Source organism: Mycobacterium sp. ACS4331, from assembly GCF_001667265.1.
GTDB lineage: Bacteria > Actinomycetota > Actinomycetes > Mycobacteriales > Mycobacteriaceae > Mycobacterium.
In genome coordinates this window covers 128,795-153,487 of the sequence record NZ_LZHW01000031.1, presented here as the reverse complement: position 1 = coordinate 153,487, position 24,693 = coordinate 128,795, and the positions used below count along the sequence as shown (strand labels likewise).

At 67.3% G+C, this 24,693-nt stretch carries 19 protein-coding genes; 10 read left to right on the top strand and 9 right to left on the bottom strand.

Translation table 11 applies throughout. From position 1 onward, the window contains the following. Positions 1-45 precede the first annotated feature (45 nt). Complete coding sequence (locus A5727_RS08765) at positions 46-915, top strand: rhomboid-like protein (protein WP_157521286.1); 870 nt, start codon at positions 46-48, stop codon at positions 913-915. On the opposite strand, the gene A5727_RS08760 is transcribed toward A5727_RS08765, so the two are convergent. The 4 genes from A5727_RS08760 to A5727_RS08745 are packed head-to-tail and all read right to left on the bottom strand — an operon-like array spanning position 834 to position 7,385. Then, positions 834-1,778 carry an aminoglycoside phosphotransferase/kinase family protein gene (locus A5727_RS08760; protein ID WP_068247695.1) on the bottom strand — a complete coding sequence of 315 codons (945 nt, stop codon included), beginning with the start codon at positions 1,776-1,778 and terminating at the stop codon, positions 834-836. The two genes, A5727_RS08765 and A5727_RS08760, sit on opposite strands and share 82 nt — an antisense overlap. 45 nt (positions 1,779-1,823) lie before the next feature. Beyond that, the gene (locus A5727_RS08755) at positions 1,824-5,204 is read right to left on the bottom strand and encodes an ATP-binding protein (RefSeq protein WP_068247692.1); all 3,381 of its coding nucleotides are present in this window, start codon (positions 5,202-5,204) and stop codon (positions 1,824-1,826) included. Further along, positions 5,188-5,904, bottom strand: a complete 717-nt coding sequence (locus A5727_RS08750) for a DUF4194 domain-containing protein (protein ID WP_068247689.1) — start codon at positions 5,902-5,904, stop codon at positions 5,188-5,190. The genes A5727_RS08755 and A5727_RS08750 overlap by 17 nt, the downstream gene beginning before the upstream one ends. After that, a complete protein-coding gene (locus A5727_RS08745; RefSeq protein ID WP_068247686.1) occupies positions 5,901-7,385 on the bottom strand; it encodes a DUF3375 domain-containing protein in 1,485 nt (494 codons plus the stop codon). Before A5727_RS08745 ends, A5727_RS08750 begins: the two co-directional genes overlap by 4 nt. Before the next feature lie 344 nt (positions 7,386-7,729). Between A5727_RS08745 and A5727_RS28365 the strand changes: the two genes are divergently transcribed. Together A5727_RS28365 and A5727_RS08740 are read left to right on the top strand one after the other, a co-directional pair. Beyond that, positions 7,730-7,861 (top strand): hypothetical protein, encoded by a 132-nt coding sequence (locus A5727_RS28365; protein WP_286150049.1) that lies wholly within the window; start codon positions 7,730-7,732, stop codon positions 7,859-7,861. A gap of 179 nt (positions 7,862-8,040) precedes the next feature. After that, positions 8,041-8,634, top strand: a complete 594-nt coding sequence (locus A5727_RS08740) for a hypothetical protein (protein ID WP_157521285.1) — start codon at positions 8,041-8,043, stop codon at positions 8,632-8,634. Between the two features lie 25 nt (positions 8,635-8,659). Here A5727_RS08740 and A5727_RS28450 read toward each other — a convergent pair whose 3' ends face one another. Beyond that, the gene (locus A5727_RS28450) at positions 8,660-8,734 is read right to left on the bottom strand and encodes a twin-arginine translocation signal domain-containing protein (protein WP_082949696.1); all 75 of its coding nucleotides are present in this window, start codon (positions 8,732-8,734) and stop codon (positions 8,660-8,662) included. On the opposite strand from A5727_RS28450, the gene A5727_RS08735 reads away from it, so the two are divergent. Continuing rightward, positions 8,734-10,971, top strand: a complete 2,238-nt coding sequence (locus tag A5727_RS08735; protein WP_068247681.1) for an NADP-dependent isocitrate dehydrogenase — start codon at positions 8,734-8,736, stop codon at positions 10,969-10,971. The genes A5727_RS28450 and A5727_RS08735 overlap by 1 nt on opposite strands. 280 nt (positions 10,972-11,251) lie before the next feature. Continuing rightward, positions 11,252-11,755, top strand: coding sequence for a DUF5994 family protein (locus A5727_RS08730; RefSeq protein ID WP_068247678.1), 504 nt, complete (start codon positions 11,252-11,254; stop codon positions 11,753-11,755). Here A5727_RS08730 and A5727_RS08725 read toward each other — a convergent pair whose 3' ends face one another. Next, complete coding sequence (locus A5727_RS08725) at positions 11,756-12,253, bottom strand: Rv2253 family sensor-like surface protein (RefSeq protein WP_068247675.1); 498 nt, start codon at positions 12,251-12,253, stop codon at positions 11,756-11,758. A 187-nt stretch (positions 12,254-12,440) separates the two neighbouring features. On the opposite strand from A5727_RS08725, the gene A5727_RS08720 reads away from it, so the two are divergent. The 3 genes from A5727_RS08720 (at position 12,441) to A5727_RS08710 (ending at position 17,509) form a co-directional block, all read left to right on the top strand. Beyond that, the gene (locus A5727_RS08720; protein ID WP_082949695.1) at positions 12,441-13,784 is read left to right on the top strand and encodes an acyltransferase family protein; all 1,344 of its coding nucleotides are present in this window, start codon (positions 12,441-12,443) and stop codon (positions 13,782-13,784) included. Positions 13,785-13,900: 116 nt separating this feature from the next. Further along, entirely contained in the window at positions 13,901-15,082 is a 1,182-nt protein-coding gene (locus tag A5727_RS08715; protein ID WP_068247672.1) for a zinc-dependent alcohol dehydrogenase, read from the top strand. 69 nt (positions 15,083-15,151) lie between these two features. Beyond that, positions 15,152-17,509, top strand: a complete 2,358-nt coding sequence (locus A5727_RS08710; protein WP_068247669.1) for a Tex family protein — start codon at positions 15,152-15,154, stop codon at positions 17,507-17,509. 3 nt (positions 17,510-17,512) lie between these two features. Here the strand turns inward: A5727_RS08710 and aceA are convergent, their stop codons facing one another. After that, complete coding sequence (gene aceA, locus A5727_RS08705; protein WP_068247666.1) at positions 17,513-19,801, bottom strand: isocitrate lyase ICL2; 2,289 nt, start codon at positions 19,799-19,801, stop codon at positions 17,513-17,515. Positions 19,802-19,996: 195 nt separating this feature from the next. Between aceA and A5727_RS08700 the strand changes: the two genes are divergently transcribed. Together A5727_RS08700 and A5727_RS08695 are read left to right on the top strand one after the other, a co-directional pair. Then, positions 19,997-21,379, top strand: a complete 1,383-nt coding sequence (locus A5727_RS08700; RefSeq protein ID WP_068247663.1) for an HNH endonuclease signature motif containing protein — start codon at positions 19,997-19,999, stop codon at positions 21,377-21,379. A gap of 551 nt (positions 21,380-21,930) precedes the next feature. After that, a complete protein-coding gene (locus A5727_RS08695; RefSeq protein ID WP_068247899.1) occupies positions 21,931-22,788 on the top strand; it encodes a class II glutamine amidotransferase in 858 nt (285 codons plus the stop codon). Positions 22,789-22,830: 42 nt separating this feature from the next. Here the strand turns inward: A5727_RS08695 and A5727_RS08690 are convergent, their stop codons facing one another. Then, positions 22,831-23,259: a hypothetical protein gene (locus A5727_RS08690; RefSeq protein WP_068247660.1), complete on the bottom strand. Its 429-nt coding sequence runs from the start codon at positions 23,257-23,259 to the stop codon at positions 22,831-22,833. Positions 23,260-23,390: 131 nt separating this feature from the next. Continuing rightward, positions 23,391-24,575: an osmoprotectant NAGGN system M42 family peptidase gene (locus A5727_RS08685; protein ID WP_068247657.1), complete on the bottom strand. Its 1,185-nt coding sequence runs from the start codon at positions 24,573-24,575 to the stop codon at positions 23,391-23,393. Positions 24,576-24,693: the final 118 nt, after the last annotated feature.

Here is a 24,693-nt window from a genome sequence, read left to right as displayed (position 1 = left end):
CTTGCCAGCCCCTTCACAGGGGCGCCGTTCGGTAAGCTCGACCAGGTGTCGCGAGTGTTCTCCACTCTGGTGCCGGTGTGGGTCACCGTCACCTACGCGACGGTGCTCGGTCTGGTCTCCACCGTGCTGTGGGTGCTGGGCCCCGAGGTGCGCGACCGTGTGGTCGGTCATCTGAGCACCAATGTGGAGAACCTGGGCCACGGTCATGTGGGCACGCTGCTCGGAAGCGCCTTCGTCACGGCCGAGGGCCCGATCTATCCGCTTCTTCCGGGTTTGGTGTGCCTGCTCGCGCTGGCCGAGCTCCTCTGGCGCGGCAGGCGCCTGGTGCAGGCCTTCATGCTCGGCCACGTCGGGGCCACCCTGATCGTCGCTGCCGGACTCGCCGCCGCGATCAGGGCCGGCTGGCTGCCGCTGTCGACCGCCGGTGCGACCGACGTCGGCCTCAGCTACGGAGCCGTCGGCGTCCTCGGCGCGTTGACCGCGGCGATGCCGACGGGATGGCGTCCGGCCTGGGCCGGCGGCTGGTTGACCGTCGCGTGGGTGGTGGCGTCGATGTCAGGATGGGACTTCACCGCCGTCGGGCATGCTGTCGCTCTGGTCCTGGGGATGCTGCTGTCGACGCGGCTCCATGCGGATGCGCACTGGTCCGCGCTGCGTCGGGTGCTGCTCGGGGTCGGCATCGCCTTCGGCCTTCTGCTGCTGGTCGGATCCTGGCTGTCGACGGCCCCCGCCGCGGTGCCCGCCGGACTGGGGGTGGCCCTGCTCGCGCTGTGGCCGATCCGCGATCGGCGGCGGAGTTCTCGCACTGATCCGATCCACGGCAAACCTGTGGCTCAGGCGATCTCCGTGACCTCCGGCCGCTGCCGCCAGGCGTCGAGCACGGGGGCGACGGCCTCGACCAGCATGGGCAGCTGAGTCGCCATGGCCAGCACCGCCACGCTGGCCAGTTGGCCCGCGGTCTCGGTCAGCCGGAGCACCCGCTGGTCAACATGGCGCAGCCCGAGTTCGGTGGCCGCCGCATCGTAGGCGGCCACGGCCTCCGGCCCGGCCATGGCCAGATCGGACTCAACGGCACCCACGCAGACCATCTCGAAGTCCGACCACAGCAGGCCGTCGGCAGTGGGGATCATGTTGTAGTACGGCGCATCGCCGTGGATCGGCTGGACCGTCACCCCGGGAAATGCCGCCTCGAACGTCTCGCGGTCGGTGAGCACCGGCGCCAACACCTCCCACTCACGTTGTGCCCGAGCCAGATCCGTGGCGTCGACCAGGCCAGGCAGATGCTCCAGCGCTGCCAGCGATGCCGGAATGTATGCGCCGAACGGCGTCCAGAAACCGAGGCCGCTCCCGTCGTACTCGCGAAGTTCGGCGTGCAGGCGTGCGGTGTAGGAGGCCCGGTGCACCAGGTCGAGTTCGGGTTCGGGCATCTCCTCGACCATGCCCCAGAACGTGATCGAGAAGCCGTCACGGGGCACGGGCTCGCGCGGCACCAGTGGGCTCGGCCCCACCACGGGGCAGCCACGGTCGGCCAGCCAACGCGCCACGGCCAACTCGGCGCACTGCTGTGCGGTCTGAAGATCAGGAGCGTCCAGATAGGCCTGCGGCAGCACGGTGGGAACCCGCGCCACCACCGGCGATGGCGCCAGATGCACGATGACGGAGAACATGTCGTGGAGCACGCGCGGACTCTCGACCGTCAGGCCGAGATCCGTGGCAGCCGCCGTGGCGGCGGCGACGGCACGGCTGGTCCGCCCGGCGAGGTCGTCTGGCGTGAGCATCCCTCCCAGTATCGGAAGGGATCACGCCCGCGTCGAATGAATAAATCAGACCGGGGCAGGAACGCGCGCCTTGGCCGCCGAGGCGCTCATCTCCTGGCGCAGCGCGGTGAAGTCCGAGATCGTCTTGGTCGACACGGTCGCGACCGGGCGGGCGTTGCGGCCGGTCGCGTCGGTCTTGGACACCATCACCACACTGTCGATGTAGGGCTGGATCGTCGTGGCGTTCTGCACCGTCGCGACGATGACCAGTTGGAAGCCGAACTTGCGGAACGCCTGCAGGGCCTGCTGCGCGAACTGCGGGTCGGACTTGGAGAACGCCTCGTCGAGCATCAGCTGGGCGAAGACCGGCCGGTTGTCGTCACTGTCGGGATTGGCCAGGTTGAAGCTCAGCGCGCCCGCGAGGCAGAACGCCATCAGCTTCTCCTGCTCACCGCCGGAGTTGTCGCCGGCGTTGCTGTGCGTGCGGATGAGCTCGTCGCTGCGCACATCCCATTCCGCGCAGTCGAACGTGAAGCGGTTGCGCACGTCGAGTGCATCGCGTGTCCACGCCTTGTCCTCAGGGGCGGTGGAGGCCAACCGGTTTCGCAGCCGGAGAATGTCGGCGTACTGATCGAGAATGGCCTGCTTGTCACCCAGGCCGACCTCGGCGATGCGGCGTGAGATGGCCCTGACGATCTCGGTCAGTTCGGCGACCGCGGGAAGATGCCGCGGCGTGGCACGGAGTGTCAGCCGGGTGCCGCGGTTGAACTCGACCGCCGCCAAACCCGTGTTGACGCGGGCGATCTGCTCACTGATGCGCCGGGTCTCCTGCTCGGCGACGCGGTGCAGCGTCAGGATCGCGTCGGGCGCCTGCTCGGTCACCAGCCGCATCATGCGCTCGTAGGCCTCGGGCAGTTCACGCTCATCGATGTGCCGGCACAGCGCCACATAGTCGTGCAACCGCTCGTCGAACACCTCGCTGTCGTTCGGGATGGCATCCGGGAACGCGGTGTCGAAGGTGTTGAGAATGCGCGCCAGTTCGTCGTAGGAGCGACGGCGGCTCTCGCGCAACTGTTCCCGCTCCCGGCGCACCGCGGTGAACAACGCATCGCGATGCGGTTCCGGGTCAAGCAGTTCCAGTGTCACCGGCACGTCGGCGGCATAGCGGTGCAGAAGTTCGGTCAACGGCTCGGAGACGAACGCGGGGGTCAGCCGCTCCTGCAGTTCCAACAGTCGGGTCCGTCGGGTGTCCAGGTCGTCCCGACGGGTCTGGATGGCACCGCGCCGGGTCATCAGCGCCTGAATCTCCTCCCAGCAGGCCTCCGCTCGCGCGTTGAGGGCCTCGATGTCGGGATGGTCGGCCATGAGCAGTTCGAACTGCTCACGCAGGCGCTCGGCGTGCCCGTCGGCGGTCTCGGTGTCCACCTGATTCCACTGCGGGAACTGATCGCAGATCGCCTTCCCCGCAGCGGCCCGGTCCCGCCACTGCTGGCGTTCGGCCGCAAGGTCGTCGGCGTTGCGCCGGGCCGACTGGTAGGCTTCCTCGGCCGCCGCGAGGTCGAGGGTCAGCGCGTCGATCTTCGTCGCGACGTCCCCCTGATAGATGTACTCCGACGGCTTGATCGGGCGCCGGTCATCCTTGACCGCCAGACGCTCGGAGTCCTTGTACAGGCCCGAGTCGGTGACGGCGCGCCGGAACCGGGGGAACGCGTCGGGGGAGTCGACGCAGACGTGGTCACCGGCCGCGGAGATGATGTCGAGCGCCTCGGCCGCACACGGGTGATCCGGGTCGACGACGAAAAGCTTGCCCGCCAACGTGTTCGGCGCGGGAGTGACCTCGTCCGAGCCCGGGCGCTGACGGCGGACGTGGTGCAGTTGCAGGCGCCCGCGCATGTTCGTCTCGTTGACGAACCGCAGGACCGCCGCGTAGTGCTGATCGGGGACCAACAGGCGCAGGCCAACGCCACGAAGCACTTTCTCCACGGCCACGCGCCAGCGGCTCTGCTCGGGCCGCAGATCCAGCAGTTCGGCGATGTAGGGCAGCTCACCGGGATCGACACCGACGGCCGAGCAGATGTGTTCGCGCATCATCAGGGCCGACTCCGGCAGGGCCGAGCCGACATGCTGCACGCGCTGAAGTTCCTTGGCGGCGTCGTCGCGGGCGATGCGCGCAACCTTCTGCGCGTACTCGGCGTCGGTGGACCGCTCGCGGCCACGTTCCAACCGGGCGAGCAGTTCGTTGGCCTGCGCGCTGAGTTCCTCACGCAGATTCCAGAACTCGTCGGCGGTCTCGGGGATGTCCAGACCCTGTGCGGTGAGCAGCGACTCGTAGGCGGCTCGGCGCCGTGAGATCTCCTCGGCCTTGGCCTCGGCAGCGGCCACCTGCGACTGCAGCGGGCCGATGCTGGAACTTGTGCCGCTGATCTGCGCGTTGAGCGAGTCCGCTTCGGCCTTGGCCAGATTCAGTTGCCGGGTGACATCCTCGTACTCGTCGCCGAGTTGATCGATCGTGGTGTCCAGCGCCTCGATCTGTGCCGGGCACTGCGACAGGCGGACGTGGTCGGTGTAGGCCCGCACCATCGGCTGATCGACCAGGTCGATGATGCCGAGGTCGGTGGACTCGCTGGCGTAGCGCTGCTGGATCTTCTCGATGTCGCCGAGGATCTTGCGTTTGCGCTGCGCCACCGCGAGCAGTTCGCGGGCCTCCACCAGCGGGTCGATCTGCTTGAGCGCCTCGGGAAGCCGGGCCAGGCTGTCGGGTTCGTCGAGCATGAACTCGCGGACGAACTGCTCCAACCCGCCCACGCTCTTGAGCGACTTCGCCTTGCCGAGCAGCTGCTGTGCGGCGTCGGACCCGCGGATGCCGATGGTGGCGTAGAGGTGGGCCAGATACTGCGACTCCACCTTGGTGGTGAACCGCCAGCCGTCCTCCTTGAACACACCGGTGTCGAATCGCCCTGCAGCCCAACGGTTGCAGACCTCTTCGATGTCGCGGTCCCCATCGGAGAGCACGAACCTGCTCGACGAATCCGAGCGCGATTCGCCCGTCAGCCACTTCAGCACCAGACCCGTGACGGTGCGTCCGCTGTCACTGCGGTAGGTGACGGCCACGGCCGACCACACGGTGCCGTCGCCGCGCAGGTACATCACCCTGCTGGTGGATCCGTCGCTGCGCTGCCCCCAGGCACCGCGGACGTACTTGTCGACGGTCCGTCGTCCCGCGCTGGACCCCGCGGCCGAGTTGTCGCCCGAGGCGTTGAAGTTACGCCGGTTGAACGGCAGGAACCCCAGCGAGATCGCGTCCAGCAGAGACGATTTACCGCTGCCCGAGGCGCCGGCGATCAGCGCGCCGCCCGCACTGAACGGGATCGAGTGGTAGCCGTCGAACACACCCCAGTTGATGATCTGCAGCCGCGAGAGGTGGAACTGCTCAGTCGTCTGCGTCATCGGTGCCGTCCTCCTCGTCCTGCGCCTCCTGCGGAGCGCCGCCCCGCAGCAGAAGCTCGAACTGCTGCTGCAGTTCGGTGATCACCGACGCCGTCATGACCGCGGTGATCACGGGGCTGATGGTGTAGCTGTCCTCGTCGTCACGGCTCTTGCGGAGGATCTCCAGCGAGGCCAACCGCGCGATCGCCGCGTCGATGCGGGCCGTGAAGGTGACGGTGTCCCGGTCGGTGTCGTTGAGCACGCCGGAGAACAGGCCGTGCATCTCGTCGCGGCTGATCAGCACGGCCTGATCACCGGAGGCCCGCATCATCTGCGCCAGGTGCAGCGCCAGGATCGAGTCATAGGTGCCCAACGGCTCGCGGCGCAGAAGCTTGACGCCGCGCGCGGAGTCGTATCGGGCCTGCTCGATGAAGGCGACGCCACCGTTGTCGAACACCCCCTCGACCACGCGCAGCATGAGGTCCAATTCGGACAGCCGCACATTCAGCTGGTTGCGGTACTCCAGCACCCAGCTGTACACGTCGGGTTCGGTCTCGCTGCTGAGGTAACGCCGCGTCAACAACTGCTGAAGCGCCCAGCAGGCGCGGTCGGGCAGCTCCGAGACGTCGCCGTCGAACCGCGGCCGACGGTGATGCGGCGGACGGGCGGTCTGATCGACCTGGGGCAGCGACGAGAAGTCGATGTCGGGTTCGGTGGTCATGTCGCAGCTCCCAGGAGGCTGGAGACGGGTTCGGTGAACATCAGGTCGGGCACCTCGATCTGCCGGTCCCGGCCGTCCAGGGACTGGAACCGCACGGTCACGGATTCGGCGGCGGCCGAGGCGTTGGGCTGTTTGAGGGCCCACGACCACAGCACGATGACGTGTCCGAGGTAGGCCGAGTCGAGCATGGACACGGCGTCCGGCAGCGACAGCGGTGCCTCGGTGATCGCGGCGTTGATCATGTCCGACATCGCGGGCGCGTCCACCTGCGTGGTCAGCGCCGCGAAGCTGGTCAGGTCGAGTTCACCGTGCGCGGCCTCGGCCGGCTTGGGGGCCGACAGGTCGCTGATCCGGAAGCTCAGCGCACCGACCGAACTGATGGTGTGCCGGGCCAACGGCACCTCGATGTCGAGACGGGAGTCGGTCAGCGACGACTTCAGCAGTGCCCGGGCCGCGGCGATCGCGTCGTTCAACTGGCGGGCCACGCCCCGGCTCTGCTCCAGGGTGCCGTACGCCGTGAAGCGTTTGACCCGCTGGGCGCAGCGCTGCTGGATGCGCTCCACCTCGTCGATCTGGTGTCCGACGAGTTCGAAGAAGCCCGCCATCATTCGGCGCAGAGCGGGATCGAGGGCCGGCAGCGCCTCGGCGACCGCGGCGACGTCGGCCTCGAACTCGGCACGCTGGTCGGGGTCGTTGATCATCCGCAGGAACGCCCGGTGAGAGTCGCGGCCCTGCGACTCCCAGGCGGCCTGGTAGTCGGCGTACATCTGGCGCTGCCGATCGCGGTATTCGATGTTGCTGTCGATCGGCTCGTCGAGCGCGGCGGTCGCCTGCTCGATCATCGTCCCGTACTGGCCGATGTCGGTGATCAGGCGCTCCATCTGCAGCGCGATGGCCCTGGCCTCGTCGTACATATCGGTGACCTCGAGGTCCGACTGGGCGCCGAGGTCCAGGCCCTGGTCGAGCTTGTCGAGTTCGGCGTTGAGCCTGGCGATCTCGGCCTCGATGCTCGCTCTGATCCGATCAGGGTCATTGCAGACCCGCACCGCGACCTGCTTGAGCCGTGACGCGATGCCGTTGATGGAGCCGCCGGTGGCGATGGTGTCGTTGCGGCGCATCCCGCGCAGGAAGTCGAGTGCGCGCCGGGCCTCCTGGGTGAGGTAGCAGACGTTGCGGTCGTGCCCGTCGCGCTGCTCGATCACGCGGTGCAGCCAGCCCTGGCTGGCCCACGTCTTGATCAGCGCCAGCCCGGACTGTCCGTCCGGATGGTCCAGGTCGTCGAGGTCGCGTTCCAGGGCGACCACGAGTTCGGTCTCGGGTACCAGGCCACCGGCCAGATGACGCTCCATCAGGGTCGCGTAGACGCCCAGGTTCAGGGTTGCGAGCAGGCGGATCGTGGGGGAGGACTGGATGTCGCGATTGAGTTCCAGAAGCTCGTCAGCCGACATCATGGTGTTGTCGTCCAATTGGCTCCCCTGCATCGACTCCCGGCCGATCCAAGATAGGCCACCGCGGGGCCATCAGAGCGGAGCGGGGGCGTGGTTGCCGGGTGGTGTCGGCCTCAGTGCTACCGGAGTTGCCGGTGGGGTTTCTGTGACTTCCAGTGGGGTGCTTCTGACGTCGGGCGGGTGAACGCGGGCTGTTCACCGCACTCCTCTGGCGATGGGCGTGGGTTCCCGTCGCGCTGAGCGGGGACCGGTGAACACGGAACCCCGAGGTTCGCCGGAGCCCTCGGCGGCGAAACGGCAGCGGACTGGCTTTTATTTATTTTCCAGGTATGGTCGCGATTGACGCTTCGATTGTGACTAATGCAAGGGAGCAGAGAATGGGTGTCAAGTCCAAGAACGGCGGTATGAAGAAGCCGCAGATGTCGCTCAAGGAGCGGCGGGCCGAAAAGCGTGCCAAGGTCGCCGAGGCGCAGGGCGTCGTGTCCCGCCGTAAGCACGACCGCGTCTGAAACAGACTGCACTGCAAGGTCGGCCGGGGAATTCCCCGGCCGACCGGCTCACATCTGTGGGCGGACGATCTGAGCCGGGCGGGCGGTGGCACGCAAGGTTCTCCACCTGAATTCTGGTGTGGCCATAAAATGGCGCATTTATGGAGTTCGTGCTTTTTCTCGAATTTGGAGGCGGGCTCATGGCTGCGCGGAAAATGCTTTCCACCGCGGACGCGGTTTCGTCGGCTCCGATCGTGGTGATCGGCCGTGCCGGCGACCTCTCGACGGCCATCTCCTGCGCGCTGGAGGGGGCCGGCATGACGGCGACGTTCGTGGGTGGGCCACTGCCGTCGCCGGACGCGGGGCAGCGCGGACCCGAACTCGACGACGTCCCGTCCGACGCCGAGGCCGTCGTGGTGCTTGTGGACCACGACGCGGTCGTGGACATCGTCGGCGGGTACGACTCGTGGTGGAAGCGCCGGGCGAACCGCACCCGCGAAGGTGACATCTGCGGCGTCGTGACCGATGCGGTGCTCGGCATCGGCGGGCGTCGGCTCCTGGTGCTGTGCGACGGTCGGGAAATCACCTCTCACCAGCGATCTCGGGTCATCCGCTGGGTGCGACAGCTGACGCTGCGCATCCACTATGAATGTTCGATCAACGGCCTCGACGGCCTGGCGATCGCCTACGAGGTCGTCGTGGATGACGCTGAGGTGCAGCGGGTCGCGCGATCAGTGGTGCAGTGGCACCTTGGTGTGACGGGCGGCACACCGAACCCCGTCGCGCCACACTGAGCACCCCGCGCGATACTGGTAGCCGTCACACTGGGGTAGCCGCCATCGCGATGGCGACGGCCGTGACATGACCTAAAACTGAACGCCGGGAGAGAATCAATGAGCGCCGAGCAGCCGACCATCATCTACACGCTGACGGACGAGGCGCCGTTGCTTGCGACCTACGGTTTCCTCCCGGTCATCCGCACTTTCGCCGACGCTGCCGGCATCGACGTCAAGACGAGCGACATCTCGGTGGCTGCGCGCATCCTCGCCGAGTTCGGCGACTACCTCACCGACGAGCAGAAGGTGCCCGACAACCTCGCTGCTCTCGGCGAGCTGACGCAGGATCCGTCGGCCAACATCATCAAGCTGCCGAACATCAGCGCCTCGGTGCCCCAGCTGCTGGCTGCCATCAAGGAGCTCAAGAGCAAGGGCTACGACCTGCCGGATTACCCGGGTGACCCGAAGTCCGAAGAGGAGGAGGCGATCAAGGCCCGTTACGGCAAGATCCTGGGCAGCGCAGTGAATCCCGTGCTGCGCGAAGGGAACTCGGACCGTCGCGCGCCCAAGGCCGTCAAGGAGTATGCCCGCAAGCACCCGCACAGCATGGGCGAGTGGAGCCAGGCCTCGCGCACCCACGTCGCGACCATGAAGACCGGCGACTTCTACCACGGCGAGAAGTCGATGACCCTGGACAAGGCGCGCAACGTACGCATGGAACTGGTCACTGCGGCAGGGCCGACCATCGTGCTCAAGCCCGAGGTCAAGCTCGATGCCGGTGACGTCATCGACAGCATGTACATGTCCAAGAAGGCGCTCATCGCGTTCTACGAGGAGCAGATCGAGGACGCCTACAAGACCGGCGTGATGTTCTCGCTGCACGTCAAGGCCACGATGATGAAGGTCAGCCACCCCATCGTGTTCGGGCACGCGGTCAAGGTGTTCTACAAGGACGCGTTCGCCAAGCACGGCAAGCTCTTCGACGAGTTGGGCGTCAACGTCAACAACGGCCTGTCGGACCTGTACGACAAGATCGAGGCGCTGCCGGCCTCGCAGCGTGAGGAGATCATCAACGATCTGCACGCCTGCCATGAGCACCGGCCGGAGCTGGCGATGGTCGACTCGGCCAAGGGCATCTCGAACTTCCATTCCCCGTCCGACGTGATCGTCGACGCCTCGATGCCGGCGATGATTCGCCTGGGCGGCAAGATGTACGGCGCCGACGGCCGCACCAAAGACACCAAGGCGGTCAACCCGGAGTCGACCTTCTCCCGGATGTACCAAGAGGTCATCAACTTCTGCAAGACGCACGGCCAGTTCGACCCGACCACCATGGGCACCGTGCCGAACGTCGGTCTGATGGCGCAGAAGGCCGAGGAGTACGGCAGCCATGACAAGACCTTCGAGATCCCCGAGCCCGGCTACGCGCGCATCGTCGACAACGACACCAATGAGGTGCTGCTGAGCCAGCAGGTCGAGGAGGGAGACATCTGGCGCATGCCGATCGTCAAGGACGCCCCGATCCGGGATTGGGTCAAGCTGGCCGTCACTCGGGCCCGGCTGTCCGGGATGCCGGTGGTGTTCTGGCTGGATGACGAGCGCCCGCACGAGAACGAACTGCGCAAGAAGGTCAAGACGTATCTGGCCGACCACGACACCGAGGGCCTGGAGATCACCATCCTGCCGCAGGTCTGGGCCATGCGGTACACACTGGAGCGGCTGATCCGCGGCCAGGACACCATCTCGGCCACCGGCAACATCCTGCGCGACTACCTGACCGACCTGTTCCCGATCCTGGAGCTGGGCACCAGCGCCAAGATGCTCTCGATCGTGCCGCTGATGGCCGGCGGCGGGCTGTACGAGACCGGTGCCGGCGGTTCGGCGCCCAAGCATGTCAGCCAGCTGATCGAGGAGAACCACCTGCGCTGGGACTCGCTGGGCGAGTTCCTGGCCATCGGTGCCAGCCTGGAGGATCTGGGCAACAAGACCGGCAACGCCAAGGCCAAGGTGCTTGCTGAAACGCTGGACACCGCGGTCGGAAAGCTGTTGGACGAGAACAAGAGTCCGTCCCGCAAGACCGGCGAGCTGGACAACCGGGGCAGTCAGTTCTACCTGTCGCTGTACTGGGCTCAGGCGTTGGCCGCGCAGAGCGAGGACAAGGAGCTGGCCGAGCAGTTCGCACCGTTGGCCAAGAGCCTGGCCGAGAACGAGGAGACCATCGTCGCCGAGCTCAACGAGGTGCAGGGTCGCGAGGCCGACATCGGTGGCTACTACTACCCGGATCCGGAGAAGACGGCTGCGGTGATGCGCCCGAGCAAGACGTTCAACACCGTGCTGGAGTCCGCCCGGACGTAGTCCGCGGACGGGTGGCACGTGTGGGTGGGGTGCTGGAGTCCGCCCGGACGTAGTCCGCGGACGGGGAGTAGGGTCAGTTCATCGGTGACCCACGCATGCGGAACTCTTCTCCGCGTCGTCGCCGGTTTGAACTGATCTGACCGATTCGCGGTCAAGACGGGAGCGTCGCGTGACGCTTATTTCGTGCCGGGGTTGTCAGCGGGCCGCGCTCTGATGCGCCGGTCGTGGACGTTTCCGGGGCGCCGGCCGACCGCCGCGTCGATGAGCGGTTGTCGATCCGATGCCTGCTGACAGGCCGGCGTCGCAGATCGCGTCGGCCGCACTGGGACCGCCGTCGTTGCCGCCGGCGGTGTCGTCCGTCGAGCAGGCGCACCGCCTCGTGCTGTGTCCGCAGGAGTCTCCGCGCGCCGGCGTCGACGGGGTGTGGTGGCCGCGGTCATCCAATTTGAGGACCGAACTGCCGGATCTGGTGGCCGTGTTCAGCAGATGGCTGGGCACAGTGCACCGGGTGGTCTACGACCCCACGGCGTGGCAGTCGGCGCCCTCGCGGATCATCCGCCACAATTCGGCGGTCACGGTCGATCCCTACCAGATGGTCGACCGCGAACTCGTCTACCTGCTCGGGACGCATTCCAGGGACGCGGTCCTGTTCGCTGTCCCGTCGTCGTGCGCGGATGGCGTGGCACGCCGGGTGCTGCGCCGGGCCGAGACGTCCGCGACGCCACTCGGCGCTCGTGATTTGAGACAGATCTGCGCTGAGTCCTCGCAGGTCGACGCCGGCTGATCAGGCGGGCTTTGCGGTCAGCGGAATCGTGACGGTGCCCTCGCAGGCGCCGGTGCTGATCGTGGTCTCGAACGATCCCTTGAGTGTGCCGTCCGGTTGCGGCGTGTAGGTGGTCACGGACTTGGCGGGGTCATAGGTGATGGTCCCGTCGGGCAGCAGGCAGTCCCAGTTCCAATTGTTGGAACGCGACCACACCGAGCCCGTCCAATCGAAACGCATTGCGCGCGTGACATTCTCCTTGGGCACGGGGCCGTCGGTCGCCGAGGCGACGCAGGTTCCAGAGGAACAGTCCGTGCTGAACATGTAGGACGCCGTGTATGGCGTCTCCGTCTGTGTCGCGGCGATGCTGGTTCCGGTCTTCTGGTCGGTGTGAAAGGTGACCTTGTACCGGCCGCCCCAGAACGCCTCGTCGGCGGCCTGGGCGGCGGGCACTGCGACCACTGCCGCGCCGGAGAGAGCGGTGGTGACGATCAGCGTGCGGATGGCGGGCCTGCTCATGGCTCCACTGTGACAGATGTGACCCACGGTGACGCAGTGAACCGCTGCGATGGGGGCCGGGTCACCCAGCGTGCACCCACGTACGGTCTGTGGGTCGCAGACCGTACGTGAGTGCGCGCTCGACGGAGGAAGGAGAAAAGTAGTCCTACTCACGTAAGCCGGGGCTCGCGTGGGGCAGGCTTTCGGCATGCCCCTCACCGTGCCCACGCCCGACCGCGCCCCCGACGCCTCCGTCTCGGCCCGCCGCGGAGGCGCTGCCGCAGCCCCGGTCGGACGGGATCGCGCCGTCGACGTCGCCCGTCTGGCCGCACTCGTCGTCGTCATGTTCGGGCACTGCGCACTGCTGCTCGCCACGATCACCGATCAGGGCCTGTGGGTGGGGAACATCCTCGGGGAGCTGCCCGCGATCGCGCCGATCACCTGGCTGGTGCAGGTCATGCCGTTGTTCTTTCTCGCAGGCGGCGCGGCTGGCGCATACGGCTGGAAGCCCGGAACGCCCTGGGGCGCATGGCTGTTCACTCGTTCGCAGCGGCTGTGCCGGCCCGTGTTCTGGTATCTGGCGGCGTGGACCGTGGGCCTGCTGGCCACGCGGGCCGTCCTGGGCGCTGAATCGGCCGATGGGCTTGGACGTGAGAGCGTGGCGCTGCTGTGGTTCCTCGGTGTCTACCTCGTGGTGCTCGGCTTCGTGCCGGCGTTGACGCACCTTCGCAGCGGACGGGCCACGGCTCTGGTCCTCGGGGCACTGCTGCAGGCGACCGCAGGGGTCGACGCGATCCGGTTCGCTGTGGGAACCCCGGAATCCGGGATCGCGAACTTCGTCATCGTCTGGCTCATCCCCGTGGTCATCGGTGTGGCCTATGCCCGCCGCCTGATACGACCGCTGACGGCCGCCCTGGCGGCCCTGACAGCATTGGCCGGCCAGGTCGCGCTGGCTGCGGCGGGGGTCTACGAGGTGTCGCTCGTCGTCACCGGAACCGAGCGCATGTCGAACGTCTCGCCGCCGACGCTGCTGCTTGCGCTGCAGTGCACCTGGATGTCGTGCGCGTTCGTCGCCGCGGCGGGGTGGGTGAACCGATGGGCCGCGCGGCCCGGTGTCTGGCGCGTCGTCGCGGTCGGCAACGGGGGAGCGATGACGCTCTATCTTTGGCACATCCCGGCGATCGCCGTCGCGGCCTTCTCGCTTCACGCGGTCGGTCTGGACGCCTACGACGTGCACGCCCCCGCGTTCTGGGGTCTGCTGGCGCTGCGGGGGCTGGTCTTCGCCGTGGTGATGGCAGTGCTGTTCCGGCTGCTGTCACCGCTGGAACACCGCCGTCTGCCCTGGTGGGACCGTCCCGCCACGGCCCGCGGCATCCGATCGGTGGCGGCGGGGACACTGGTGTGCGTCGCGGGTGCGCTGCTGGTGCTGATGGCGAAGAACGGATTGGCCGGCGGCGCGGGATGGGCGGCATTGGGCGGCTTTCTGGTGGCCGCGGCGACGGCCCGGATCTGCGCTGCGCCCAAACGCCCGGAGGCAGCTGAAGCCGGCTGATACGGGAATCACCACCTCGAGCGGTGTGGGGGACGGGTGGCCGAGGACTCGCCGCGTTTGACCCTGCGGCGGACGGGTAGTCGCTCCACACCGGCGTATGCGAGGAGAGCGGTCAGATGAAGGCAGTGACGTGGCAGGGCAAGCGCGATGTGCGAGTCGAAGAGGTGCCCGACCCGAAGATCGAAGAACCGACCGACGCGATCATCGAGGTGACGTCGACCAACATCTGCGGTTCCGATCTCCATCTCTATGAGGTTCTCGGTGCGTTCATGAACCCCGGTGACATCCTGGGCCACGAACCCATGGGCGTGGTCCGGGAGGTGGGTGCGGGCGTGGAAAACCTCAAAATCGGTGACCGGGTGGTGATTCCGTTCCAGATCTCGTGCGGTCACTGTCACATGTGCGGTCATCAGCTGTACACACAGTGCGAGACAACTCAGGTGCGTGACCAGGGGATGGGCGCCGCACTCTTCGGCTACTCCGAACTCTACGGTTCGGTGCCCGGCGGTCAGGCCGAACTTCTCCGCGTGCCGCAGGCGCAGTTCACCCACATCAAGGTGCCGGTGGGTCCGCCGGATTCCCGATTCGTCTACCTGTCCGACGTGCTGCCCACCGCATGGCAGGCCGTCGAATACGCCGACATCCCGGAGGGCGGTTCGGTCACCGTGCTTGGGCTTGGGCCCATCGGGGACATGGCCGCCCGGATCGCCAGCCGCCGCGGACATCGTGTGTTCGCGGTGGACCGTGTTCCCGAACGGTTGGCCCGAGCCGAAGTGTTCGGCGTGCAGACCATCGATCTCGAAGGGGTCGACGGATCGGTGGGCGAGCTCATCAGGTCGGAAACCGATGGCCGCGGCACCGATGCGGTGATCGACGCGGTGGGGATGGAGGCGCACGGGTCGCGGGTGGCCCAGATTGCCCAGCAGGCCACCGGGCTGCTGCCCGACGCCCTGGCCAAACCGATGATGCGGAAGGCGGGCATCGACCGGCTCGACGCGCTCTATACGGCGATCGACGTGGTTCGGCGCGGCGGCACCATCTCCCTGATCGGGGTGTATGGCGGCATGGTCGATCCGATCCCGATGCTCACACTGTTCGATAAGCAGGTGACGCTGCGGATGGGGCAGGCGAACGTCAAGAGGTGGGTGGACGACATCATGCCGCTGCTCACCGATGAGGACCCACTCGGCGTCGACAGCTTCGCCACTCACGTCCTGCCACTGGACGAGGCACCCAAGGCCTACGAGATCTTCCAGAAGAAGACCGATGGGGCGGTGAAGGTCATCCTCAAGCCCTGACCGGGCCATCCACAGCCGTGCCGTGTCCCGCCCGGGATGTGTCGCAGAGGTTCGGTAGGGTCTCGCTCCGTGAATTCGAGCGCTGCCCTCAAGTCTGTGAACGCCCGCCTCGCCGAGGAACTGGAGATCAGAGAATCCCAGGTCGCGGCGGCGGTAAGCCTGCTCGACGACGGCGCCACCGTGCCGTTCATCGCGCGGTACCGCAAGGAGATCACCGGCAGCCTCGACGATGGCCAACTCCGCACTTTGGAGGAGCGCCTGCGCTACCTGCGCGAACTCGACGAGCGCCGGGCCGCCGTTCTGGCCTCTATCGAGGAGCAGGGCAAGCTCACCGACGAACTGCGTGCGGCCCTGCTCGCTGCGGACACCAAGGCCCGTGTCGAGGACATCTACCTGCCCTACAAGCCCAAGCGCCGGACCAAGGCGCAGATCGCCCGGGAAGCCGGTCTCGAGCCCCTGGCCGAACGCCTGCTCGCCGACCCGACGCTGGTCCCCGAGACCGAGGCCGCGGGATTCCTCAACGACGACGTGGCCGATGTCGCCGCGGCGCTCGAAGGTGCCCGTCACATCCTGGTCGAACGCGCGGCCGAGGACGCCGAACTGGTCGGCGCGATCCGCGAGAAGTTCTGGTCCAACGGGGCCCTGCGTACCGCGCCCTGGTCGGAAGAGACCGTCAAAAGTGCTGACGCACAGAAGTTTCGGGACTACTTCGATTTCAGCGAACCGCTGGAGAACATGCCGTCGCACCGAGTGCTCGCGGTGATGCGCGGCGAGAAGGAGAAGGTTCTGGCGCTCACCTTCGACGGGGGTGAGGACGACGGATACGAGGTCATGACCGCACAGGCGCTCGGCGTCGACCTCACGGCCGATGCCCCAGGTACTCCATGGTTGGCCAGCACCGTCCGGTTCGCGTGGCGGACCAGGCTGATGTTCTCCGCGTCGGTCGACGCCCGGGTGCGTCTGCGCCAACGGGCCGAGGAGGAGGCGGTGTCGGTGTTCGCCAAGAACCTCAAAGACCTGCTGCTGGCCGCGCCTGCCGGTGCGCGCACCACCCTCGGACTGGACCCGGGTTTCCGGACCGGCGTGAAGGTCGCCGTCGTCGACGGCACCGGCAAGGTCGTCGACACGTGCGCGATCTACCCCCACCAGCCCCAGAAGCAGTGGGACACGGCCAAGGCCACGCTCGCCGCATTGGTGGCGCGGCATGGTGTGGAGTTGATCGCGGTCGGCAACGGCACCGCATCCCGCGAGACCGACGCCCTGGCAACCGAACTCATCGCCGACATCCGGGCCGCCGGGGCCAAGCCACCCGCGAAGGCCATGGTCAGCGAAGCCGGCGCCTCGGTGTATTCAGCCTCGGCCTACGCCGCGCACGAACTGCCCGAACTCGACGTGACCCTGCGCGGCGCGGTGTCCATCGCCCGGCGCCTGCAGGATCCGCTGGCCGAGCTCGTCAAGATCGAGCCCAAGTCGATCGGGGTCGGCCAGTATCAGCACGACGTCACCCCCGGCACGCTGGCCCGCAGTCTCGACGCGGTGGTGGAGGACGCGGTGAACGCGGTCGGCGTGGATCTCAACACCGCCTCCGTCCCCCTGCTCACGCGGGTGTCGGGCATCTCCGAATCGCTGGCGGAGGCCATCGTCGCGCATCGCGACAAGACCGGCCCCTTCGGCAGCAGGCGCGGTCTGCTGGAGGTTCCGCGTCTGGGCCCCAAGGCTTTCGAGCAGTGCGCGGGATTTCTTCGGATTCGCGGGGGAGACGATCCCCTCGACGCGTCAGGCGTGCACCCCGAGGCCTACCCGGTGGTGCGGCGCATCCTCGACCGCGCGGGTGTGACGCTGGCCGAGATCATCGGCGATGAACGCTCACTGCGCGCCCTCAAACCCGCGGACTTCGCCGACGACAAGTTCGGCGTCCCCACGGTGACCGACATCCTCGCAGAGTTGGAGAAGCCGGGACGTGATCCGCGCCCCGCGTTCACCACCGCGACGTTCGCCGCCGGCGTCGAGAAGGTCGCCGACCTGAAGGTGGGCATGATCCTCGAAGGTGTCGTCACCAACGTCGCCGCCTTCGGCGCGTTCGTCGACGTCGGCGTGCACCAGGACGGGCTGGTGCACGTCTCGGCGATGTCCGACCGCTTCGTCTCCGATCCGCACGAGGTGGTGCGGTCCGGTCAGGTGGTGCGGGTCAAGGTCGTCGACGTGGACGTCGAACGTCAGCGCATCGGTCTGAGCCTGCGCCTGAACGACGAGCACCGCGGCGAACGAGGCAAACCGGCGCGTGACAACCGTGCGGCCTCCGGTGGTGGAGGCCGCGGCGGTCAGCAGCGAAACAACAACCGTGGCAAGGGGGCCGGGCGACGCGAGGCAAGCGCCCCGGCCGGGTCGATGGCCCAGGCGCTGCGCGACGCAGGGTTCGGGCGGTAGGGCTCAGTCCTCCTTGCGGATGAGCCGGCCCAGTGCCTCGCGGTCCGGTGCCAGGAGTTCGTCGATGCGTGGCTGGTTGACGTCGGCCACGATGATCTCGCCGACCTCCTGGTAGACGTTGCTGAAGATGCCGTGGGACTTCATCTTCTCGGTCTGATAGATGTTGTCCTCGGTGGGCGTCACGTAGTAGACGATCTCGGGCTTGAACCTGTGGATCAGCCAGAGGTGGATCACATCCATCAGCCGCTTCTGACGCATCTTCTCCGCGAATGTGTTCTGATCACGGACCGTCAGGATGTTGCGGCCATGCCGGTCCTTGATCGGATCGACGACCACGTTGGCCAGCGGATCCTCGCCGTCGCCGAGGATCTGGAGGTCCAGCACGTCGGACCCGGCGCGCCGTGGCCGGAGTTGGACCCGCAGGGTCTCGCCCAGCTTGTAGTGCTCGGCCCACATGGCCAGCCAGTCCTCGAGCAGCTTCTTGGGCACCTCGGTCTGGACCAGGTGCTGATGCTGTGTGGAGCCCTTGCCCATCGCCTTGGTGGTCGCGGTGCGACCCGACGAGGCCGCCAGTGCGGCGTCGCTGCGCGGGCCGCCCACGAGTGTCTGCGGGGTGCGGTAGGGCGATTCGACCAGGCGCATCTTGCGCTGCAGCCTGGCGAGCGCCAGCATGCCCTCCTGCCGCAGTGAGGTCGCGAACTCCTCGCACGCGACACCGTCGACCTGATGGCCGCCGTAGGTGATGAAGTTGAAGACGAAACCGAGCTTGCCGAGTTCCTCGGGGAAGGCCCGCATCTCCTCATCCGTCATACCGGTGGTGTCCCAGTTGAACGACGGCGAGAGGTTGTAAGCCAGCATCTTGTCGGGATAGACGGCATGGATCGCATCGGCGAACTCGCGTGCGTCGGCCAGATCGGCGGTCTTGGTCTCCATCCACAGGATGTCGGCAAATGGTGCTGCCGCAAGGGATTTGGCGATCGCGTAGGGGATGCCGCCGCGCACCTGGTAGTACCCCTCAGGGGTCTTGACGCGCTCGCAGTCCCACGCCACGTCGGCACCGAGTTCGCGCGCCTTCTCGCGGGCCGAGTACAGGGACGCCCGTTCGGCGAACTTCCGCCACTCGGCGGCGCTCATGCCGGCCGCCTCGCCGTCGCGCTCTCGGAACTCCAGCAGTTCGGCGACGGCTTCGCCGTAGGTGTTGAGTCCGGCATCCTCCTGCCATGCTTCGACAAAGCGGGATTCGGCCTTGTCGAACAGCGCGTCGACAGAGGTCTCCGTGCCGTCCAACCATGCCCTGGCCGACTCGGCGACCAACGCGCCGATGCCCTGGCGGTCCAGCCAGGCCTCCGCGGTTGCGTACTCGCCCTCCGGCAGTGCATAGAGCATGTGGCCGTTGAGGTCGGTGACGCCCTCGTTGTAGAACCGGCGCATGAGCGCCAGGAAACACGACTTGTAGGACGGCACTTTGAGGTTGGTGGCGCCCAGCAGGAACGGCTGATCTCGTTCGTCGGCGCGGCTGTCGATCAGGTTCGCGGCCTCGGCGTCGGTACGCGCGACGATGATGCCCGGCACTCGCATGATGTCGAGCTGGAATCGTGCGGTGTTGAGTCGCTTGATCTGTTCGTCGGACGGCACGAGCACCTTGCCGCCCTGGTGCCCGCATTTCTTGGTTCCGGGACGTTGGTCCTCGATGTGGTAACCGGGCACGCCGGCCTCGACGAATCGGCGAATCAGGTTGCGCACATGTGGATCTCCGCCATGACCGGTGTCGGCGTCGGCGATGATGAAGGGCCGATAGTCGTACTCCGGTGTGGTGGCGCGCTGCTGTTCAGTCATCCGCAGGCGCAGATACTGCTGATTGCGGTCGGCGGTGAGCAGGGCTCGAACCAGTCCGGCGGCCTCCTCCGGCACCTGGCTCAGCGGGTAGCTGGCGAGGTCGGGGCCCGGGTCTTCGCTGATCGACCCCTTGGCCGAGGTTGCCCAGCCGCCGAGGTAGATGCCTTCGATGCCCATGCGTTTCATGACCACCGCCTGGCCGGGGGAGTACGGCCCGAACGTCGTGATGCTCTTCTTCTTGGCGAACAGCTCGCGCAGGTGGGGGTGGAAGGCGGTCGCGGCCTCGCGCGCGATCGGGTAGTCGGACGGGATGGTGCCGCGCTGCTCGGCGACCTGCCGTGCTGAGTAGAGGCGGATGATGCCTTCGAACCGTGGGCTGTCGAAGTACGCCTGGGTGGCGGCGACGTCCTGCTCGAATGATGAGCTGAGGTCCGGGTGGGTTTCGATGGTCGACATGAGCAGTGCTCCTCTTCGAGCTCGGGTATGACTCGATTATCCAGAGCCGAGCGGGGTGGGCGGGGCGGATCCGGGTGCAGAGTTTCCTGTGGGTCGGTATACCCGCGGCCAGTCTTCGAGAATCCCTTCTGTCCCTTTGGTTTCTGGTGTCACATTGCGACGATTTGTGTCGGTGGGTCGAACTAGTGTTCGAGTATGACGTCAGTGGCCGCCCTGCTCTCTGAGCTTGAGGCTGTCCACGCCCGCCTGGCCGCCGCGTCCGTCGATGACCTCTCCGCCACGCAGGTGCTGACCGTGATGGAACGCCTCCAGAAGGTCGCGTGGGCTGATGCGGCTGTCGACCACAAACTCATCACCCGGCTGCAGGAGTGCGGGCCCGACGAGTTGGGTGGCGACAAGGTCGCCAAGGTCCTGACGCATCGGCTGCGGATCCCGGCCGAGGAGGCCCGCCTACGCGTCGCCGACGCCGAAGTCCTGGGACCACGACGGGCGATGACCGGCGAGGTGCTGGAACCGGTGCTGCCGAACGTCGCCGCCGGTGTGGCCGAGGGCCGGGTCGGACCCGCCCACGTGGACAGGATCCGGAAGTTCTTCAAAGCACTGCCCGACCACGTCGATCTGAGTGCTCGGGTGGAGGCGGAGCGGTTGGCCGCCGAGCACGCCGCCACGATGGGTGTGCCCGAGCTTCGGGCCGCACTGGAGCGGATGCTGTTGTGGCTGGATCCCGACGGGTCGTTCAATGACGCCGACATCCAACGCCGCCGCGGTATCACCTTCGGCAAGCAGGGTCCGGACGGACTCATCCGAGTCAGTGGACACCTCACCCCGGAAGCGTGGGCGGTCTGGGAGCCGGTGATGGCGACGAAGGCCGCCCCCGGGATGTGCAACCCCGACGATGAGAATCCGTGTGTGTCGGGGCGGCCGTCGGAGGAGCAGATCCAGGCTGATCAGCGCACCACAGCCCAACGCCAGCACGACGCGCTGGTCGCCGCCGGCCGCATGCTGCTGGCCTCGAAGAAGTTGGGCAAGCTCAACGGCCTACCGGTGACCGTCATCGTCTCCACCACCTTGAAGGAACTCGCCTCGGGGGCGGGGTTCGGGATCACCGCCGGTGGATCGCTGTTGCCGATGCGCGACCTCATCCGGATGGCCTCCCACGCCTTCCACTACCTGTCGGTGTTCGATGACGACGGCCAGGCCCTGTATCTGGGGCGGGCCAAGCGGATCGCCACCCCCGCCCAGCGGATCGTGCTGCACGCCCGAGATCGGGGCTGCACCGCACCGGGATGCACCGCCTCGGCCTACCAATCCCAAGTTCACCACGCCGTCCAGGACTGGGGCCAGGGCGGAGAAACCAACATCGATGAGTTGGCTTTGGCGTGCGGGCCCGACAACCGCAAAGTCGGCCCCACCAAATGGCAGACCCGCATGCGCCGCGGGCGGTGTGAATGGATTCCGCCGCCGCATCTGGACAATGGTGGACCACGGGTGAATGACTACCACCACCCCGAAAACCTCCTCGCACCCCGCGATCCGGAGGACAACCCAGGCGGCCCCGACCCACCCGACCCCGTCTGAGGCGAGGTTGGTGCGGGCGCCCCCTCCCGGCGGAACAGTCCGGCGGGAGGGACACGGTGCGCGTTCGACGCGGACCTGGAGGCGATGAAGTCCGGCAGGCGCAGGCCCCGACCCCAGCTGGCCGGCCGGGGTCGGAAGAACGGTGCATACGGCCTCGGCCCACCGCTGCCCGGAAAGGCAGTGCGCGCAGCCCAATTGGCGGAAGGGAACGAACGCGGCGCCGTCCCGCCTGACACAAGGACAGCGGACGCACCGCCGGTTGGCGAGGGAGCGTCGCCCCGGACAGAACCGTTCGGCTGTCCGATGGACCGAACCCCCGTGACGCAACACCGAACGCAGACCGGACCCGGGCCGGAGCCCAGGGCCGGACCCCGGGATTGCAGAGCACCAACCATCCCGATGGCGGCCGAGCAGTCTCAGCCCACCCTGGCGGAAACAGTGCCCGATGACGGTGCGGCCGAATCTCCACGCCCACGCATTCACCGGTGTAAGACAGACCCCATGACTGGTTCGCACGCCCGCGCGTCGCGCGAGGCGGGGTGGGTGAACTGATGTGCCGTCTGTTCGGCTTGCACGCCGGCCGACCCGTCACCGCGACGTTCTGGCTCCTGGACGCGCCGGACAGCCTGGCCGCGCAGAGCAGGCGCAACCCTGACGGCACGGGCCTGGGAGTGTTCGGGTCCGATGGGCAGCCGGTGGTGCGCAAGCAGCCGATCGCCGCGTGGCGCGACATCGCCTTCGCGACCGAAGCCCGTGAGATGTCGGGGACGACGTTCATCGCTCACGTCCGCTACGCCACCACCGGCCCGGCCAAGGACGTGAACACCCATCCGTTCCTCCAGGACGGCCGGATCTTCGCCCACAACGGCGTGGTCGAGGGCCTCGACCTCCTCGACGCCCGGCTCAGGCAACTCGGCGGCGCAGACCTGGTCCGCGGCGACACCGACTCCGAGCGCGTCTTCGCGCTGATCACGGCATCGATCCGCGGCCAGGACGGCGATGTGGGCGCGGGGTTGGAGGAGGCACTGCACTGGCTGGCCGAAAGCGTCCCGATTTACGCGGTCAACATTCTGCTGGCCACCAAGACCGACCTGTGGGCGCTGCGCTATCCCGACACCCACGAGCTCCACCTGCTCGACCGGACCGCCGGCGGTCAGGGCGAATTCGCCATGCACAGCACACGAATAACGGCGGACAGTCCCCACCTGCACGACGCGCCCGCGGTGGTCTTCGCCACTGAACCGATGGACGAAGGACCTTGGCGCATGGTGAAATCCGGCGAGTTGGTCCACGTGGGCGCCGACCTGACCATCACTGGTCGCACGGTGTTGCCCGACCCACCGCGTCACCTGCTCACGATGTCCGACCTCAGTCCCACCACGGTGCAGGCACAACACCCGCCAGCCTGACGCAGGCGTCGACAGCATTGCCCATCGCCGGGCAGACCGTCGTCAGGAATTGAGCGCGTCGGCCTCCGCACGAGCGGTGGCAGCGTCGAGGCAGGCCGCCGCGGCCTCCTCGACGGCACTGTCGGCGAACCAGATGGCGGACAGCGCGTACGCCTCAGCGTCCTCTGCGTGCCGTTCGGCGGCCTTCGCGTCGTGTTCCTCCTTCTTCTGCTCGATGTTTGACCGGACCTTGTCGATGTGGGCCTTCCATTGGCTGCGGAGTTCTGCCCACTGCGACGAGATCCTTTCTCCGGCGTCGTCGGCCTTCTCCTTGACGTGCTCCGCGGCCGACGCGGCACGTTCGCGCGCAGCGGCGGCGTCCGCCTTCAGTTCTGCCTTCTCCTGGCCCGCGGAGGCCTTGAGTCTGCTCGCTGATTCCTTCGCCTTTTCGGCGAGTGCATCGAATTTTTCGCTCAGACGATTGTCGGCCATGCGGTGCTCCTGACTCAGACTGTCGGCTCAGATAAGCGGAGCCGCTCCCGCTCCAGCGTGGCATTGTCGAACCGGCCCGGACCACACACGAAACAATGACGTTTCAATCCTGCCGCCCACCGACACGTAGCTCAATGACTGTCGCTGCGCGACAGCGGAACCCATTCCTCGCGAGGCGCGGGTTGGTGCGACGACGGGAAGTCCTCCAGCGCACCGGCACCCGAGACGTGCGCATCCCATTCGGCGAACGTCAGCGGCGAACGGATCCACGCGCGCAACAGACTGTAGGTGGCCCGCATCGACTCGATATGGGTTCTCTCCCATCCGTGGCTGCCGTCGACGCCGAATCCGACCAGGGCGGCCCTGGTGTTGGCGCCGGCCTCGATGGCCGCAGCGGCATCGGAACGGTAGTACCGGAACACGTCACGGGTGTAGGGGATGTGGTGCTCCTCGGCGAGCCTGCACAGCTTCCTGGTCAGGTGATAGTCGTAGGGGCCGTGCAGATCAGACATCGGGATCGTCACGGTGTCCTCCCGAGAGTTCTGCCCGGGGGCGCACACCGCGTTGTCCACCGTGACCATCTCCGCGATGTCCGGGGGCAGACCGGTGCTCGCTCCGTGCCCGACCTCCTCAGAGATGGTCACCATGACCGCGGTGCGGTGCGGCAGCTCAACGGGATTCTCGGTGAGGTTCTTCATCAGTGTGAGCACGACGGCGACGCCGGCCTTGTCGTCGAGGTGGCGCGACACGACGAAACCGTCCTCGGTCAGCACCGGGTTGGCCATCAGCGGCGCATAGTCACCGATCTGGATGCCCAACCGGATCAGGTCGTCGCGGCAGGACACCCTGCGGTCGACGCGGACTTCGACGTGGTCCCAGTCGGTGGCCTGGGTGTCCACCTCGTCGCCGAAGGCGTGGCCGCTGGCCTTGAGCGGCAGGATGGTTCCGGTGATGAACGCGTCGGCGTCCTCGGTGAGGATCCGCACCTGCGCGCCGGCGGCGAATCGCGCGGAGAAGGTGCCGACGGGAATCAATTCGAGCCGGCCGTTGTCCTTGAGTCCCTTCACCATGCAGCCGGTGGTGTCCGCGTGCACGACCAGGGCCCGGTCGGTGGTCGCCGACGCTCCTGGGAGTTCGACGATCAGCGCCCCTCGCCGGGTCAGCGAGAACGACAGGCCGAAACCTTCGAAGATCTCGCCGATCATCCGCATCACCGCATCGGTGCGCCCCGTCGGGCTGGGCGTCTGCAACAGTCTCAGCAGCGTGTCGAGCATCCACGTGCTGTCGGCTTCGGTCATGTCGGCGTCTCCGAGCATGGCGTCTCCTCTGCGCCGGGGGCCGTCGAGTCGCCGTGGGTCGCGGGCTGCGCCGGGGAAACAGACCCCCGCCCTCGAGGCTAACCGCGGCCGGTTCCGGTTCGCAGCGGTTCGGGGT

Coding starts and splice junctions, on each gene's coding strand:
- A5727_RS08760 (WP_068247695.1), bottom strand. CDS start 1,778: ATGCTCACGCCAGACGACCTCGCCGGGCGGACCAGCCGTGCCGTCGCC.
- A5727_RS08755 (WP_068247692.1), bottom strand. CDS start 5,204: ATGACGCAGACGACTGAGCAGTTCCACCTCTCGCGGCTGCAGATCATC.
- A5727_RS08750 (WP_068247689.1), bottom strand. CDS start 5,904: ATGACCACCGAACCCGACATCGACTTCTCGTCGCTGCCCCAGGTCGAT.
- A5727_RS08745 (WP_068247686.1), bottom strand. CDS start 7,385: ATGCAGGGGAGCCAATTGGACGACAACACCATGATGTCGGCTGACGAG.
- A5727_RS28365 (WP_286150049.1), top strand. CDS start 7,730: ATGGGTGTCAAGTCCAAGAACGGCGGTATGAAGAAGCCGCAGATGTCG.
- A5727_RS08740 (WP_157521285.1), top strand. CDS start 8,041: ATGGCTGCGCGGAAAATGCTTTCCACCGCGGACGCGGTTTCGTCGGCT.
- A5727_RS08735 (WP_068247681.1), top strand. CDS start 8,734: ATGAGCGCCGAGCAGCCGACCATCATCTACACGCTGACGGACGAGGCG.
- A5727_RS08730 (WP_068247678.1), top strand. CDS start 11,252: ATGCCTGCTGACAGGCCGGCGTCGCAGATCGCGTCGGCCGCACTGGGA.
- A5727_RS08725 (WP_068247675.1), bottom strand. CDS start 12,253: ATGAGCAGGCCCGCCATCCGCACGCTGATCGTCACCACCGCTCTCTCC.
- A5727_RS08720 (WP_082949695.1), top strand. CDS start 12,441: ATGCCCCTCACCGTGCCCACGCCCGACCGCGCCCCCGACGCCTCCGTC.
- A5727_RS08715 (WP_068247672.1), top strand. CDS start 13,901: ATGAAGGCAGTGACGTGGCAGGGCAAGCGCGATGTGCGAGTCGAAGAG.
- aceA (WP_068247666.1), bottom strand. CDS start 19,801: ATGTCGACCATCGAAACCCACCCGGACCTCAGCTCATCATTCGAGCAG.
- A5727_RS08700 (WP_068247663.1), top strand. CDS start 19,997: ATGACGTCAGTGGCCGCCCTGCTCTCTGAGCTTGAGGCTGTCCACGCC.
- A5727_RS08695 (WP_068247899.1), top strand. CDS start 21,931: ATGTGCCGTCTGTTCGGCTTGCACGCCGGCCGACCCGTCACCGCGACG.
- A5727_RS08690 (WP_068247660.1), bottom strand. CDS start 23,259: ATGGCCGACAATCGTCTGAGCGAAAAATTCGATGCACTCGCCGAAAAG.
- A5727_RS08685 (WP_068247657.1), bottom strand. CDS start 24,575: ATGCTCGGAGACGCCGACATGACCGAAGCCGACAGCACGTGGATGCTC.